Origin of the sequence: Streptomyces chlorus (genome assembly GCF_042655885.1) — a bacterium.
Taxonomy (GTDB): domain Bacteria; phylum Actinomycetota; class Actinomycetes; order Streptomycetales; family Streptomycetaceae; genus Streptomyces; species Streptomyces chlorus.
The window spans coordinates 1-13469 of the sequence record NZ_JBHSOA010000036.1 but is presented as its reverse complement, the minus strand read 5'-3'; the positions used below and the strand labels follow the sequence as shown (position 1 = coordinate 13469).

Below are 13469 nucleotides of genomic sequence, written 5' to 3'. Positions count from 1 at the left end.
CACCACCGACCCGCACACTACGCCGCCGTTTTATTTACTGCCTTTGAGGAACCTTGCACTAGTGCCGCAACAGGCAACGTTTGCCCGTCAAGGAGCGGCGTCATGGGGGTGCCCCCTGCTCATGGGGGTCCCCCCGCTCGAGCGAAGCCGAGAGCTTGGGGGAGAAGCCGAGAGCTTGGGGGAGCGTGCCAGGCGTCGCGACGGGGCGAACGTTGCCTGTTGCGGCACTGGCCAGGTCGTGGTCGCTGTAGGCGGTGTCGAGGATCTCGTCCCGGCTGTGACGGCGCACGGTGACTGTCCGGTCGCGGGTGCGGAAGGGCCGGTGGACGACGATCGGCGCGCTGCTCACGTCTCCCGCGGGATCGGGCGGCGAATCGGCTGCCCGGGCACGGGCTTCGGGCCGGGGGCTCACGGGTTGACAGGAGCGGTTGGCCGTGGCGTGCCGGCCACGTCGGCGGTGGTCGCCGGTGAAGCGTGGTGCCCGGCGCCGGGCCGCTGGTGGCGCAGGTCGGGATGCTCGAGGCTCTTGGTGGAGCGCCGGGCGGCGCGGGTGCTGAGTCCGAACAGGTCGCCCAGTCGTTTGGCGTCGCCGTCGGTGGCGAGTGCTTCGTGCAGGAGACGGTCGTTGCGCAGCGCGTGGGTGGTGAGGTGGGGTCCGAGCTGCAGGTTGATCCAGCGGTGGCCGACGTGTGCTGTTGTCGTAGCGGTGCGGAAGTGGACGAACAGGTGCGGGTTGGCTGTGGCGAGCCACTGGCGGTGGCGGTGGTCGAGGTAGGCGGCTGGTGTCCTGCCGCACCCAAGGCAGCGCCTCAACCCCCCGCTACCCGCTGACGCGATTTGAAACGGCAACAGTTGGGCGCCGGCGCCGTTGGCAGGTTCTTCCCCGAGTGACGACGCCGGCAGCACACCCCTGGGCAAGCCCGCCCCGCGTCCGAGAGGCCGAAGCCGATGCACGGGGCGGAAGCAGTGCCCGTCCAGCCTCCGCAGCCGAGGGGAGGTGTCAGGGGACTGGCACCCACCTCGCCCGGTGACGAGGCTTCCCCTCACGGGGCAGCCTCGTGGCTATCGGTAGCCGAGTGTCGTCATCATTCCGGACTCCGAGTGGTAGATGTTGTGACAGTGCAGCATCCACAGTCCTGGGTTGTCCGCGTCGAAATCGGCTACCAGCTTGCGGTGCGGCAGCACCACGGTCGTGTCCTTACGGGCGCCGGGAGAGCCGATGCCGGCCAGGCCGTAGGTGTGGCCGTGCAGATGGACGGGATGCCACATGTCCGTGGCATTGATGACGACCAACCGCACCCGCTCACCACGTTCGACCTCGTGAATCCGGTCCGGCGAATAGGGCCTGTGGTCGATGCCCCAGTCGAATTCCCTCATACTGCCGGTCAGGAAGAGTTTGATTTGACGGTCGGGTCTGCGCCGGTCCAGGGCAACGGATTCGTGCGGCTGTAGCCGCCGGGAGGAAACCAGCACGTTCCGGTTCAGCTCCGCCGGACGCGCAGAGGGCTCCGGCGTAGCGCCGCTGCCCGCGCGCAGGACGGCCATCGCCGCCCCGCCTTTGCCCTCGGCAAGCGCAGTGAACGGGAAGACCCCGCTCTTCACGGTGATGAGCGCGTCGTACCGCTCGGCCATGCCCAGGAGCAGCGAGTCGACCTTGTGAGGCTGTACGGGGAAGCCGTCGCTGTGGGTGATGGTGAGCTGGTGGCCCCCGAGCGCCACCCGGAACGCCGTCTCAGCGCCCGCGTTGATGATGCGGAGCCGGATGCGTTCGCCGGGCTTGGCCTTGAACTGCGTGGGGTCGGCCGAGGTCCGCCCGTTGACCAGGTAGTGCGGGTAGTCGACATTGCCCGCGTGACCGCCAAGCAGTTTGCTGAAGGCACCCTTCATCAGCCGGTAGGTGCCCTTACCGCCGTACGGCGGCGCCGAAGGGTCGTCGTCCCGGCGACCTGGCACATGGGCCCAGGGCGGCCCGTACCCGGCGTCGATGCCTCCGCGGGGGCGGGAAGGTGGGTCATCACGCTCTCGCTCGCCGCGGGCGTCATGGTCGTTGTCGTGACCCGAGCCGTGCCCCATTGCGGGTTTGCCCTTGCGGAGCTGCGCGAACACGTCCTGTGGAGTCGAGCCGTTCACCCCGTCGATCCAGTCGTCGAGGACGATGACCCACTCCCGGTCGTAGGAGAGGGGCTCGTTGGGGTCGTCCACGATCAGTGGTGCATAGAGACCGCTGTCGAGTTGCAGGCCCAGGTGCGGGTGGAACCAGTATGTGCCGGGGTGCGGGACGTGGAAGCGGTACGTGAACGATGTGCCCGCTGCGATCGGCCGCTGCGTCACGTTCGGCACGCCGTCCATGTCGTTGCGCACGGCGATGCCGTGCCAGTGAACCGTGGTGGCTTCCGGCAGATGGTTGTTCACGGTCAGTTTGAGTGTTTCCCCTGCGGTGACACGGACCTCGCGGCCTGGCAGCTCGTCGTTGTACGTCCACGTCCTGACGGTGTGCCCGCCCCCCAGGTCGACCGTGCTGGGAGTAGCCGTGAGGGTCAGCCCTTGTGTCGGCCTTTCGGGGCTCGGAGTCCCTGCGGGCGGTGCCTGTGTGCCGTCCTGCGGAGGGGCAGACCGCGCGGGCGCGGGGCCCGGGGCACCCTCGCGGCGGTTCCGGTCCGGTGCGCCGTCCGAGCAGGCGGCGAGCAGGCCGGATCCCGCGGCGGCGATCCCGGCAGCGAGTACGGCGCGGCGGGGTTGAGAGGTCTGACGATTGCGTTCCTGACTGAACATGGCTCTCCGGTCGGTCGCACACTCACCCACCCCTGACCGGGGCGGCCTCGGGTGGGGCTGGACGCAGCACGACCCAGCATGGAACACCACACCCGAAATATACGGAATATCAGAATTATCGTCGCTGTTGATTTGAAGTTCCCCCGCTGCGCGGGTGTGGCCGACTAGCTGGTCAGGGCGGGTTGACGTGGTTTCAGATTCACTCGTTCGGCCGCGGCCTGGTCGGCGTAGTGCTTCTCCTCGAACTCGATCGGGCTGGGGTAGCCGAGCCGTTTCTGGATGCGGCGAGGGTTGGAGAAGCCGTCGATGTACTCGAATCAGCATCCACAGGTTCTTCGCCGCTCGAGGTCTCCCGTACGACCCTCTACAAGTACGTGCCGGAGCCGGCGGCTTAGCCGAGGGCAGTCGGGACGGGCTGGTCAGCGAGGCATTGGACTGCTTCGCTCGCACGGGTACGTGCCGTGCTACCCGCACGGCGACACCGGCCGGGCCCCAGCCCGCTGCGGACTCCGGTGACCGGCACCATAAGGTCCGGGCCCGGGGGCAGGTGCCGGACAGCGAGAGACGGCTGCGGCAGCAGATCGTCAAGTTCAAAGAGCTCCGGGGGAGCGACGAAGCTGAGATCGCCCTGCTCCAGACCGACCGTGGGACGCTCGTCAGAGCCGTGCACCAACTGACAGGGGAGAACCGGCAACTGCGGGCCGAACTGACCGCTCCCGATGCCCGGGTGCTGCCGACCCAGCCTCGCGGCTGAGCGGGCCGAGTTGAGACTGGGCGCCACGGACGTGATTCACGCGGCGCCACCGAGTTCGGTGCGGTTGCGATGAATGAACTCGCGGACGACCGGCTCACGACGCCAGGGGCCAGGGCCGTATTGAACTCGCGGACGTAGTCCTTGGCCCGGCTGGACTGGACGCGGGCGAGGATGCCGACGGACCGGTTGCCGAGATCGAGGCCGTGGCCGAGGTCGCGGGCCGGAACAGCTCGGCCTTGTGTGCAGACCGGCCGTGGTCTGCACACAAGGCCTGTGGCCCCTGAGGTGATGCGCTCAGTCGGTGCCGAATTCCATCGCGGCGCGGTCGAGCATCTCCTCGTCGCCGGAGACCTCGCCACGCGAGGCAATGGCCTCGGCACCGCCCTGCGGCATCGCGCCGATCAGCCCGGTCGAGGCCGCCTGGGCGGCACCGACGAGCGCGGCCTGGCCGGTGCCGACCATGCCGAGGCCCGCGTACTGCTCGAGCCTGGCGCGCGAGTCGGCGATGTCGAGGTTGCGCATGGTGAGCTGGCCGATCCGGTCCACCGGGCCGAACGCCGAGTCCTCGGTGCGCTCCATCGACAGCTTGTCCGGGTGGTAGCTGAAGGCCGGGCCGGTGGTGTCGAGGATCGAGTAGTCCTCGCCGCGCCGCAGCCGCAGCGTCACCTCGCCAGTGACCGCCGAGCCGACCCAGCGCTGCAGCGACTCGCGCACCATCAGCGCCTGCGGGTCCAGCCATCGGCCCTCGTACATCAGCCGGCCGAGGCGCCGTCCCTCGTTGTGGTACTGGGCGAGGGTGTCCTCGTTGTGGATCGCGTTGACGAGGCGTTCGTACGCCGTGTGCAACAGTGCCATGCCGGGTGCCTCGTAGATGCCGCGGCTCTTGGCCTCGATGATCCGGTTCTCGATCTGGTCCGACATGCCCATGCCGTGGCGGCCGCCGATCGCGTTCGCCTCCATCACCAGGTCGACCGGGGAGGCGAACTCCTTGCCGTCGATCGTCACCGGGCGGCCCTGGTCGAAGCCGATCGTCACATCCTCGGTGGGGATTTCCACCTCGGGGTCCCAGAACCGCACACCCATGATCGGGTTCACGGTCTCGACACCCGTGTCCAGGTGCTCCAGGGTCTTGGCCTCGTGGGTGGCGCCCCAGATGTTGGCGTCGGTCGAGTACGCCTTCTCGGTGCTGTCGCGGTAGGGCAGCCCGTGGGCGAGCAGCCACTCCGACATCTCCTTGCGGCCGCCGAGCTCGGAGACGAAGTCCGCGTCCAGCCAGGGCTTGTAGATGCGCAGGTGGGGGTTGGCGAGCAGGCCGTAGCGGTAGAACCGCTCGATGTCGTTGCCCTTGAACGTCGAACCGTCGCCCCAGATCTGTACGTCGTCCTCGAGCATCGCCCGAACCAGCAGGGTGCCGGTGACGGCGCGGCCGAGCGGAGTGGTGTTGAAGTAGGCGCGCCCGCCCGAGCGGATGTGGAAGGCGCCGCAGGCGAGCGCGGCCAGGCCCTCCTCGACCAGGGCCGCACGGCAGTCGACCAGGCGCGCGATCTCGGCGCCGTACGTCTTTGCGCGGCCGGGCACCGAAGCGATGTCGGGCTCGTCGTACTGGCCGATGTCGGCGGTGTAGGTGCACGGGACGGCACCCTTGTCGCGCATCCATGCGACGGCGACCGAGGTGTCGAGGCCGCCGGAGAAGGCGATGCCGACACGCTCGCCAGTGGGCAGTGAGGTGAGAACCTTGGACATGGGAAGAGTATGCATCACTATGCATGATCATGCAAAATCTCGGTCGGCTCCTTCGATCACCGGCCCGCGCGGGAGCCGGTGCGTGCGCCTCGCACCTCAGCCGGTCGGGGGGCTGGCTGCGGCACATCACCTACGACCTCCAGGTGGACCTCCGCCCGCTGCTTCCCCGCATCCAGGCCCCCACCCTCGTCATCGGCTGCACCCAGGACCTCGCGGTCCCGGTGGAGCACGGCCGCGCCCTGCACACCGCGCTCTCCGACAGCGCCTACGCCGGGATCGGCTCGGGCCATGCGGCGTTCTTCGCGCAGGAGGACATCTTCGTCAGGCTCATGACCGACTTCGCCGAAGGCCTCATCCGCCAGCCAGGAGGACGTCCCCGTCCCAGACCAGATCCATCGCCCGCTCGACCTCGACGAACACCCGGCGAGACAGTACTTGGAGGAGTCAGAACCTCAACACGCAGTACTTGACAGGGAACCGCCGTGCCAGGCGTGGTCGATGGCCGGCAAGCGCCTGGGCCTGATCGACCAGCCGCTGGTGCACCAGGCGGTCGCGGACCTCGCCGCCGGACGGGACACCCGCGAGGAGCTGCTGGCCGCCTGCCGGGACGAGCGCAGCCTGCCGCCGGACCGATGCGCTACCTCCACGCCCTGAACGCGGCCGGTGGGCCCGAGTGGGTCGCCATGGAGGAGGTCCCCGACGTCCTGCCCCTGTGGCGGCAGTACGCGGCCGTCCTGGGCGAGAATCACCTGCGCACAATCACGGAGACCTTCGACTCGCCTGCCGAGGCTCTCGCCGCCTTCGAACACCTCCACGGTGACACGGCCGGGTCCGATGCCGGACCGGCCCCCACGGCCCGCCCGCTACCGCACGCCCAGCTTCCGGAAGTCCCAGGAGACGACCTTCTCCGGGGTGAGCCGCATCCAGGCATGCCGGCCGTCGTGCGGCATTTCGTCCAGGTTGAAGTTCTTGCGCGCGAACAGCGTCTCAGGGACGTCGAGTTCGGCGCAGAGTTCGCCGGTGCGCGGTATCTCGCCCACGAACTCCACCCGTCCGGACAGTTCCGCACCGCGCAACTCGTCGTACTCCTCGCCGGTGTCCACCACGATCGCAACCCGCTGGTCTCGGCGCAGGTCCACCCAGCGCTTGGAACGCACCACGGAGTACAGCCACAGCGAGGTGCCGTCCCAGGCGAACCAGAGCGTGCTCACATGCGGCGCGCCGTCGGCCGACACCGTGGCGACCCGGCAGGTGCGCTGGGCGGTGAGGAAGCCGTCCAGTTCGCCCGGCGTCATCATGATCTTCCGGCCCCTGCGCTGTGTGACAGTCATACGGCCCTCTCTTCTCTCACGTCGTGCCAGAGAGAGCCTCTGACATCACGTCAGAAAAGGATGAGTCGTCTTCCTTCTCCGTGCAAGGGTGATCAACCTCACCCGCCCAGCCATCGACGACCAGGGGGAACCGTGCCGCCGTACAAGGGACTTGGCGATCCGCTCGACCCGTCGACCACCGTGCTCCTCGCCGTCGAGTGCCAGGAGGGCGTCGTCGGAACTGTCGGAGCAATGCCCCGAATCGCCGAGGCGGCCCGCACCTCCGGTGCCCTCGACGACATCGCCCTGCTGGTCGACGCCGCCTATCGAGGCGGCGTCCAGGTGATCCACGCCCTCGCCGACGGACGCCATCGCGGGGGTGCCCGTCGACTGCCCCCTCGCGATGGTCGCCACCCTCGCGACCACCGGAGATGTGCCGGCCCGTAGGGGCCGTCAGCGCTGTACGGTCCGGCGCCGACGGCTCACGCGAGCGTGATCGAGTCCCCGCTGACGGTGATCTCCATGGCAGGCAGCGGCTTGGTCGCCGGACCGCTCTGCACACTGCCGTCGGCGATCGAGAAGTTGCTGTTGTGACAGGGGCAGTTGATGACCCCGTCGGCGACGCTCTTCACCGCGCACCCCTGGTGGGTGCAGGTCGCCGAGAACGCCTTGAACTCGCCCGCCGTCGGCTGGGTGACCACCACCTTGCTGTCGGCGAAGACCTTCCCCCCGCCCTCGGGGATGTCGGCGATCGACGCGAGCGCGGCACCGGCTGCCGCGTTGTCGTCCGTGCTCGTTTCGTTGTTGCTGTCCGGGGAGCCGCCGGGGGCGGCGGATTCCGCGGACGAGCCGGAGGACTCGTCGGAGCCTCCGCAGGCGGTCAGCGCGACGGCGAGGCCCGCCGCTCCGGCCGCCGCCACGACGGTTCGACGGGCCGGTCCCGATGCGAGCTGATGCGATGCGTTGGTCATACGCGTGTTTCCCTTCCGGGGGTTGCGTGATCTGGGGAGAGGTACGGTCAGCGGGGCCGAGCCGTTCAGGTACTGCCAAGCTTGACCCACGCACGGTCGAACGGGCGGAAGCCACGGCTGTCGTTTTCCTGTCGGGGTGCCGGCCCCTCTGCCGGGCCGCCTGTGACATGCGGTGATGCGCCGCCAGTAGCCTGGGGCGATGCTCAAGGAAGTGATCGCGACCCGCTACATCACGCCCCTGCGCGAGGGTGGCTCGCTGCCGGGGCGATTCATCCCCACCTGCCGCCGGTGCGGCTGCCCACGTAGGGGCGTCCGCGGCCGCACTCACCGCAGCGGGGAAGCGCGATGTCCTGGGCGCCGGCTTCGCGAAGAGCCATCAGCAACCGCGCGACGCGGAACGGTGCCGGAGGCCGTCCGGTCCGCAGCAGCGACGGATCGTCATGCAGGGCCTGGGCCAGGCGCCGACGACCGGCTCGTTCACGCATCACCGTGCAGACGATCTCGCGAACGCGGTCGGCGTCCAGGTGCCGCTCGACGTTCCCGACCAGCCGCACGACCATGCCGACCGGATCGGCCAGAACCTCCTCCGCGTACCCGTTCAACGGTCCACCGGTGCGATCCGGGCCCGCTTGGGCCGCAGGTCACCGACTCCCTCGGCGGCGGATGCCCCGCCTGCCGCCACCTTCTTCGGCTTCTTCACGGCGCCGGCCGCCGTGATCGGCTCGATGAGGTCGTCCATCGTGCAGTCCAGGATGTCCAGCAAGGACATGAGGATCTTCAAGCTGAGCCGCTCGGGCCGATCCACGACGAGCCGGTAGACCTGGCTGGAGGACAGTGTGATGCCGTGTTCCTCCAGCGGAGCGATCAGGTCGGTCGTGGAGAACATCCCGCGGTCTGCCATGATCTTGCGCAGGTGCCACTGGTAGTCGAGCTTGGCGGCCATCGTCGGGTCCTTCCTCGTCACGTCCCGGCGAACGCCGGGGCAAGTGCCTTGCTCAGGGCAGTGTTCATGAAGTCGTCGCTGACGTGGGTGTAGATGGCAGTGGAGCTGTCGCACTCGTGGCCGACCTGCTGCTGGATGAACCGACGGTCAACCCCGTCCTCGGTCAGATGCGTGACGTACGAGTGGCGAATTGAGTGGGGGACGAGCTCCTTCGGGAGCTTCAACGCGTCCCGGTAGGCCACAAACCGGGCGTTGATCTCGGAGGGCTTGACCCGCCCTCTCCGCTCAGTGACCCACAACGCCGGGTGGTCCTCGCAGCCGAACCGCGGCCGGACGTTCTCCACATAGTCCTGGACCGCGTCCACCGCCCAGTCCATCACCGACAGCACGTTCCGGCGCCGTGGCGGCTGGCCCTTCTTCGCCTTGCCGTAGCGGACGTTGAGCGTGCCGTACCGGCCGAACTGTCGCGCCTTCGCGTTGCGGCCGAAGTCGACGACATCCAGCTTCGAGGTCTCCGTCCGACGCAGGCCCCACCCGTAGATGACCTTGAACAGTGTGGCGTCGCGGTAGGCGGCAAGGGCGCCCTTGCGCTTGGACTTCACGGCGCGTTCGACCTGATCGTCGGCGTAGTCGAGGAACCGCTGTAGTTCTTCCCTGGTGAACGGCCTTGCCTCCGGGTCGCCCTCGTAGTCGTTGAGGTGGGCGATGGTGTTCCACTCGTGGCAGATCGCCACGGGGTGGGTGCCGAAGGCGTCCTCGCAGGTCGGCCCCCAGCCGTAGCGGCCGTCGATGAGGAACTTGGTGAACTGCTGCACGTCGCCTTGGTAGCTGCGGATCGTGGACGGTGCCAGGTGCTTCTCGCCTGTCAGCGAGGCTGACCACTCGTCCATGTGGCCCGGCAGCCACGACTACGGGTACTCGTTGGTGAACTCGTGGAAGCGGCGGATCAGCCGTTCCCGTCCGGCGATCGTGCCTTCCTTCAAACCCCGGGACATCTGTTGGGCCCGCCAGCCCCGCAGCATCGCATCGACCATCGCGTCCTCCGGATGCAGCTGGATCACCCCGGAGACAAGCTCCAGATGAGCCGCCCCGGCCAGGGCCACCTTTCGCTCTTGCGCCCCTCCAGACCCTCCCTTCTGGAGGGCAAATCCTGCATCAGGTGGGTTCTGTCTGGCAAACTTCCTGATCAGGAGGCCGCTTCGTAGTAGCGTTGGAGTCCATCGGGCCCTCGCCGGGAGCTGGCGGCCTGCGCCTTCTCGCCCGTCTGATGCAATTCCCGAGCCTTGGCGTAGCCGGCGCTGACGGCTGTTCGCATATGGCCGTACTGAATCGCCAGGGCGATCAGACCGCCCGGACGGCGGGCGATGTGCCAGGCCAGGGTGCGGCGGGAGCGTCCCGTGCCGATCGCGCCGTGGGGGTCCGGCGGAATCATCTCGTGCGGCCGGTCCAGGCGGAGGGCCAACTCGGAGGCCCAGTCCACGAAGTGCTCCACCCGCTCGCGCAGTGTCTCGGCTCGAAGGGCGACCTTGGTCGGGTGGCTGAAGAAGCCGAACTGGTGGAACTGGCTGCCGAAGAGGAGTTCGCCGACGGGGACGATCCGCTCCAGGACGCGGATGGCGGAGACGACCGGGGCGATCGCGACCCAGGGGACGTCTCGCAGTTCGCCGGTGGAGAGGGGGTTGCCGGCCTCGTCGACGGCCGTCTTGTAGACGTATCCGTGGATCACGTGCCGCCGGCCGGGCTCGTCCGGGTCGGGGCAGCAGCCCGGCCGAAGGCCGAGAACTGCTGGCGGAGGGGGCATATTCCGACCGTGCACTATTTCCCCTCTTTCCGGCTCTCAGAAGCAAACCATTGGGCATCGCCTCACCGCTTCACTGCGGTGTCCCCGGTGGTGGCAAGGAGAGCTTGCGCCTGTTCGCGGGCATGGGCGATGGGGTCTGGGAAGACGTTCAGGCCGTGGGCGACGAGCGCTCCTTCGTGCAGCAGCATGAGTGTCCGGCCCAGGTGTCCGGCCCCGTCTGGGGAGATGTCCCCTGCGAGGCGGGTGAACAGGTCGAGCATCCACTCCTTTTGCCCGGTGATGATCGGGTAGGCCGGGTGGGACGGATCGCTGATCTCGGCATGGGCGTTGACCATGCTGCACCCCTTGGAACTGTTCTCCGCCGACCACGCGCGTGAGGCGTCGAAGACGGCCAGGACGCGTGCCAGCGGCGCTGGATGTGCGGCGCCGAGGTGCTGGGCGAGGAAGGTCCGCCAGCGCTCGTCACGGTCCGCGAGGTACTCCACAACGACCTGCTCCTTGGAGCCGAACCGGTCATAGAGGGTTTTCTTGGTCACCCCGGCCTCGGCGGCGATCAGGTCCACGCCGACAGCATGGATGCCGCGTTCGTAGAACAGCCTCGCGGCGGCCTCCAGGACGCGCAGTGCGGCAGGCGTCATCGAGATCCGTCGCAGCTTCTCCGTAGCACTCATGCTCAGAAGTATACCGATCTGTATAGTGAGTCTTGGCGGGTATACCGATCTGTTTAGTGGAGGGTGAGGCGTGAACTTCCTGCTCTCGATCGCCTTTGTGCTGTGCTGGAGTTCCGGGTTCATCGGGGCCAAGCTCGGTGCGGGCAGCGCGTCCGCGGTCACGATCCTGATGTGGCGGTTCCTGCCGCTGACCGTCATCCTGATCGTCGTTGCTGTGACCGCCGCCAGAACGTCGTGGCGGGGCCTCGCGGTGCGGGATGTGGCCAGGCAGGCCATGATCGGCGTGCTGTCGCAGAGCGGCTATCTGCTCACCGTCTACTACGCGATCCAACTCGGGGTTTCCAGCGGCACCACGGCCCTGATCGACGGCGTCCAACCTCTCGTCGCCGGAGCACTTGCCGGACCGTTGTTGCGTCAGTACGTCTCGCGCAAGCAGTGGCTCGGCCTGTGCCTGGGGGTAAGCGGAGTCGCAATCGTCACCACGGCCGATGCCGCAGCCCGCACCGGCGTGGCCTGGTGGGCCTATCTCGTACCCTTCCTTGGCATGTTTTCGTTGGTAGCGGCTACGTTCCTCGAAAGCCGCTCCCGCACGCGGGTCGCGCCCGCGGTGTCGATGACCGTCCACTGCACCACCAGCGCGGTCATCTTCACGGCACTTGCCGTAAGCATCGGAGCCGCGAAGCCGCCAGCTGAGCTCTCGTTCTGGGCCGCGATCAGCTGGCTGGTGGCCTTGTCCACCTTCGGCGGGTACGGGCTGTACTGGCTCATCCTGAGGCGCTCTGGAATCACCAAGGTCAATACGCTCATGTTCCTCATGGCGCCGGTCACGGCAGTCTGGGGAGCCCTCATGTTCGGTGAACCGTTCGGTCCGCAGACCGCCCTCGGCCTGGCCATCGGCCTCGCAGCAGTCGTCATCGTCTATCGCGGAGACACCTCATCCACCACGCTGTGTGCCCGGAATGCAGACACGGCCGAGACGGCGAAACCAGCCGAGTACAGCGCCTGATACCCCTGCCTCATCACAGAGGGGTTGCCCCGGGCCACCAACTCGTCCGTCACCCCGAAACCTGCCAATGCGCGTTTTCCAACCTGTCTGCTGAGCAGGGCCGTTGAGGATGCGGGCGGTGCGCAGATGTAGAGAAGCTCCTGGTAGACGGGTGGGTGTCGAGTCCAAGCCGTCCTGCCAGGAGCTTCCGCGTGCTTGTCTACCCAGCCGGCGCCGATCTGTCCACCTCAGCCCTGCGCTTCCTCGCCACTGAACTGGCGGCACGTCGCCGTGGACAAGGCACGCGATGGCGTCGCCTGCCCGCCGGACGACAGGCACTGCTGGTGCTGGCCCATCTGCGCTGCGGTCACACCTACGCCCAGCTCGCTGCCGGGTTCGGCGTAGGCACCACCACCGCGTACCGGTACGTCGCCGAGGCCGTCGACGTCCTGGCCGCCCTCGCCCCGACGCTCGCCGAGGCGGTGAAGGTCGCCTCCACCAAGGCGTTCGTGATCCTGGACGGCACGCTGCTGCCGATCGACTGGGGGCACCTCCCGGCCGAAGGCTGGGGGAGATCGCCGCCGATCGGCCTTTCTGTTGAGTCGGCACCGCGCTCCGTGCCGACTCAACAGAACGGCCGGTCCACCGCAATCCGGTCGATCGGCAGCAGGGTCCCGTCCAGTAGCACGAATGCCTTCATCGATGCCGTCCGGGCCGCCTCCGCAAGGGTCGGGGCGAGGGCGGCCAGGACCTCGACGGCTTCGGCGACGTACCGGTACGCGGTCGTGGTCCCGATGTCGAACCCGGCCGCGAGCTGGGCGTACGGGTAGCCGTTACGAAGGTGGGCGAGAGTGAGCAGGGCCTGCCGGCCGAGGCTCAGGCGCCGCCAGCGGGTACCGAGCTCCCGGCGGTGTTGGCGGAGCTTGGCGGACAGGAAGCGCAGGGCAGAGCTGGACACGTCGACGCCGGACGGGTGGACAAGCACACGAAGCCTCTGGTGGAGACGGATTTCTTGGTCGAAAACCCATCTACCAGGGGCTTCACCATGTTGTCAGCCCAACCACCCAACCGGACCGCCAGGTTGGAAAACGCTCAATGACGCCGAATACGAAGAGATCGACTACAGGTTGCGCGACCGGATGAGCGCGTACTGGGTCAATTTCGTGCGTACGGGCGACCCGAACGCATCGGGCCTGCCGGTCTGGCCCATGGTGGGGCAGGCACCCGAGCAGGTCATGGAATTCGGTGAAGGCAGCACGCCGGCACCCCGGTCGCGATCGGACGCCATCGACTTCTGGATGGACTACGGCGGACCGGTCCCGTAGCAACGATGTGCCCCGACCAAGCCGATGAACATGGTCGTGGCAGCCTGATCGTGTGGCGGTCCACAGGTGGGTGAAGTCGGCTTCTCAGCACACGGTGTGTTCGTGACGTGTGACGGACCGCCGTTGGCGAACTCAGCCGAGCTGTGCCTTCAGCCACCGCAGGACATCCGGTGTGACTGGGTCGGTGATGTCCG

17 protein-coding genes and 3 pseudogenes are annotated in these 13469 nt (G+C 68.0%); 6 read left to right on the top strand and 14 right to left on the bottom strand.

Features of this window, described 5'->3' with window-relative positions; all coding sequences use genetic code 11:
• Positions 1-100: 100 nt before the first annotated feature.
• From ACFPZI_RS17885 to ACFPZI_RS17875, 3 genes are all read right to left on the bottom strand, one after another.
• Positions 101-349, bottom strand: coding sequence for a hypothetical protein (locus tag ACFPZI_RS17885; RefSeq protein WP_381364148.1), 249 nt, complete (start codon positions 347-349; stop codon positions 101-103).
• 59 nt (positions 350-408) lie between these two features.
• Positions 409-813, bottom strand: a complete 405-nt coding sequence (locus ACFPZI_RS17880; protein WP_381364146.1) for a hypothetical protein — start codon at positions 811-813, stop codon at positions 409-411.
• 249 nt (positions 814-1062) lie between these two features.
• On the bottom strand, positions 1063-2772 hold the full coding sequence (locus ACFPZI_RS17875; protein ID WP_381364144.1) for a multicopper oxidase family protein: 1710 nt from the start codon (positions 2770-2772) through the stop codon (positions 1063-1065).
• 547 nt (positions 2773-3319) lie between these two features.
• Here ACFPZI_RS17875 and ACFPZI_RS17870 point away from each other — a divergent pair.
• Positions 3320-3526 carry a hypothetical protein gene (locus ACFPZI_RS17870; protein ID WP_381364142.1) on the top strand — a complete coding sequence of 69 codons (207 nt, stop codon included), beginning with the start codon at positions 3320-3322 and terminating at the stop codon, positions 3524-3526.
• Between the two features lie 294 nt (positions 3527-3820).
• Here the strand turns inward: ACFPZI_RS17870 and argG are convergent, their stop codons facing one another.
• Positions 3821-5269: an argininosuccinate synthase gene (gene argG, locus ACFPZI_RS17865; RefSeq protein WP_381364140.1), complete on the bottom strand. Its 1449-nt coding sequence runs from the start codon at positions 5267-5269 to the stop codon at positions 3821-3823.
• Between the two features lie 29 nt (positions 5270-5298).
• Between argG and ACFPZI_RS17860 the strand changes: the two genes are divergently transcribed.
• Positions 5299-5739, top strand: a complete 441-nt coding sequence (locus ACFPZI_RS17860; protein ID WP_381364139.1) for an alpha/beta fold hydrolase — start codon at positions 5299-5301, stop codon at positions 5737-5739.
• 7 nt (positions 5740-5746) lie between these two features.
• A pseudogene (locus tag ACFPZI_RS17855) lies at positions 5747-6006 on the top strand (DNA cytosine methyltransferase); the annotation flags it as partial.
• A 126-nt stretch (positions 6007-6132) separates the two neighbouring features.
• Here ACFPZI_RS17855 and ACFPZI_RS17850 read toward each other — a convergent pair.
• The 9 genes from ACFPZI_RS17850 to ACFPZI_RS17810 form a co-directional block, all read right to left on the bottom strand.
• Positions 6133-6600 carry a pyridoxamine 5'-phosphate oxidase family protein gene (locus tag ACFPZI_RS17850; RefSeq protein ID WP_381364137.1) on the bottom strand — a complete coding sequence of 156 codons (468 nt, stop codon included), beginning with the start codon at positions 6598-6600 and terminating at the stop codon, positions 6133-6135.
• 45 nt (positions 6601-6645) lie between these two features.
• A complete protein-coding gene (locus ACFPZI_RS17845; protein WP_381364135.1) occupies positions 6646-6993 on the bottom strand; it encodes a hypothetical protein in 348 nt (115 codons plus the stop codon).
• Between the two features lie 68 nt (positions 6994-7061).
• Positions 7062-7550, bottom strand: a complete 489-nt coding sequence (locus tag ACFPZI_RS17840; RefSeq protein WP_381364133.1) for a Rieske (2Fe-2S) protein — start codon at positions 7548-7550, stop codon at positions 7062-7064.
• A gap of 269 nt (positions 7551-7819) precedes the next feature.
• Positions 7820-8152 (bottom strand): hypothetical protein, encoded by a 333-nt coding sequence (locus tag ACFPZI_RS17835; RefSeq protein ID WP_381364132.1) that lies wholly within the window; start codon positions 8150-8152, stop codon positions 7820-7822.
• Positions 8149-8493, bottom strand: a complete 345-nt coding sequence (locus ACFPZI_RS17830) for a helix-turn-helix domain-containing protein (RefSeq protein WP_381364130.1) — start codon at positions 8491-8493, stop codon at positions 8149-8151. Before ACFPZI_RS17830 ends, ACFPZI_RS17835 begins: the two co-directional genes overlap by 4 nt.
• 17 nt (positions 8494-8510) lie before the next feature.
• The gene (locus ACFPZI_RS17825; protein WP_381364128.1) at positions 8511-9308 is read right to left on the bottom strand and encodes a tyrosine-type recombinase/integrase; all 798 of its coding nucleotides are present in this window, start codon (positions 9306-9308) and stop codon (positions 8511-8513) included.
• A gap of 93 nt (positions 9309-9401) precedes the next feature.
• Positions 9402-9554 (bottom strand): hypothetical protein, encoded by a 153-nt coding sequence (locus ACFPZI_RS17820; RefSeq protein ID WP_381364126.1) that lies wholly within the window; start codon positions 9552-9554, stop codon positions 9402-9404.
• A gap of 125 nt (positions 9555-9679) precedes the next feature.
• Positions 9680-10294: a hypothetical protein gene (locus tag ACFPZI_RS17815; protein ID WP_381364124.1), complete on the bottom strand. Its 615-nt coding sequence runs from the start codon at positions 10292-10294 to the stop codon at positions 9680-9682.
• 62 nt (positions 10295-10356) lie between these two features.
• Positions 10357-10965: a TetR/AcrR family transcriptional regulator gene (locus ACFPZI_RS17810; RefSeq protein ID WP_381364123.1), complete on the bottom strand. Its 609-nt coding sequence runs from the start codon at positions 10963-10965 to the stop codon at positions 10357-10359.
• 70 nt (positions 10966-11035) lie between these two features.
• Here ACFPZI_RS17810 and ACFPZI_RS17805 point away from each other — a divergent pair, with 70 nt between their 5' ends.
• Together ACFPZI_RS17805 and ACFPZI_RS17800 are read left to right on the top strand one after the other, a co-directional pair.
• Positions 11036-11971, top strand: a complete 936-nt coding sequence (locus ACFPZI_RS17805; protein WP_381364121.1) for a DMT family transporter — start codon at positions 11036-11038, stop codon at positions 11969-11971.
• Positions 11972-12162: 191 nt separating this feature from the next.
• A pseudogene (locus ACFPZI_RS17800) lies at positions 12163-12492 on the top strand (transposase family protein); the annotation flags it as partial.
• 89 nt (positions 12493-12581) lie between these two features.
• On the opposite strand, the pseudogene ACFPZI_RS17795 reads toward ACFPZI_RS17800, so the two are convergent.
• Positions 12582-12935: pseudogene (locus ACFPZI_RS17795) on the bottom strand (helix-turn-helix domain-containing protein); the annotation flags it as partial.
• Here ACFPZI_RS17795 and ACFPZI_RS17790 point away from each other — a divergent pair.
• Entirely contained in the window at positions 12874-13275 is a 402-nt protein-coding gene (locus tag ACFPZI_RS17790) for a carboxylesterase family protein (protein ID WP_381364119.1), read from the top strand. The pseudogene ACFPZI_RS17795 and the gene ACFPZI_RS17790 sit on opposite strands and share 62 nt — an antisense overlap.
• The last annotated feature ends 194 nt before the right edge of the window (positions 13276-13469 follow it).

Excerpts from the sequence above, each read along its gene's own strand:
- ACFPZI_RS17875 (WP_381364144.1), bottom strand. The coding sequence starts at position 2,772 with ATGTTCAGTCAGGAACGCAATCGTCAGACCTCTCAACCCCGCCGCGCC.
- argG (WP_381364140.1), bottom strand. The coding sequence starts at position 5,269 with ATGTCCAAGGTTCTCACCTCACTGCCCACTGGCGAGCGTGTCGGCATC.
- ACFPZI_RS17860 (WP_381364139.1), top strand. The coding sequence starts at position 5,299 with ATGCAAAATCTCGGTCGGCTCCTTCGATCACCGGCCCGCGCGGGAGCC.
- ACFPZI_RS17850 (WP_381364137.1), bottom strand. The coding sequence starts at position 6,600 with ATGACTGTCACACAGCGCAGGGGCCGGAAGATCATGATGACGCCGGGC.
- ACFPZI_RS17840 (WP_381364133.1), bottom strand. The coding sequence starts at position 7,550 with ATGACCAACGCATCGCATCAGCTCGCATCGGGACCGGCCCGTCGAACC.
- ACFPZI_RS17830 (WP_381364130.1), bottom strand. The coding sequence starts at position 8,493 with ATGGCCGCCAAGCTCGACTACCAGTGGCACCTGCGCAAGATCATGGCA.
- ACFPZI_RS17815 (WP_381364124.1), bottom strand. The coding sequence starts at position 10,294 with ATGCCCCCTCCGCCAGCAGTTCTCGGCCTTCGGCCGGGCTGCTGCCCC.
- ACFPZI_RS17810 (WP_381364123.1), bottom strand. The coding sequence starts at position 10,965 with ATGAGTGCTACGGAGAAGCTGCGACGGATCTCGATGACGCCTGCCGCA.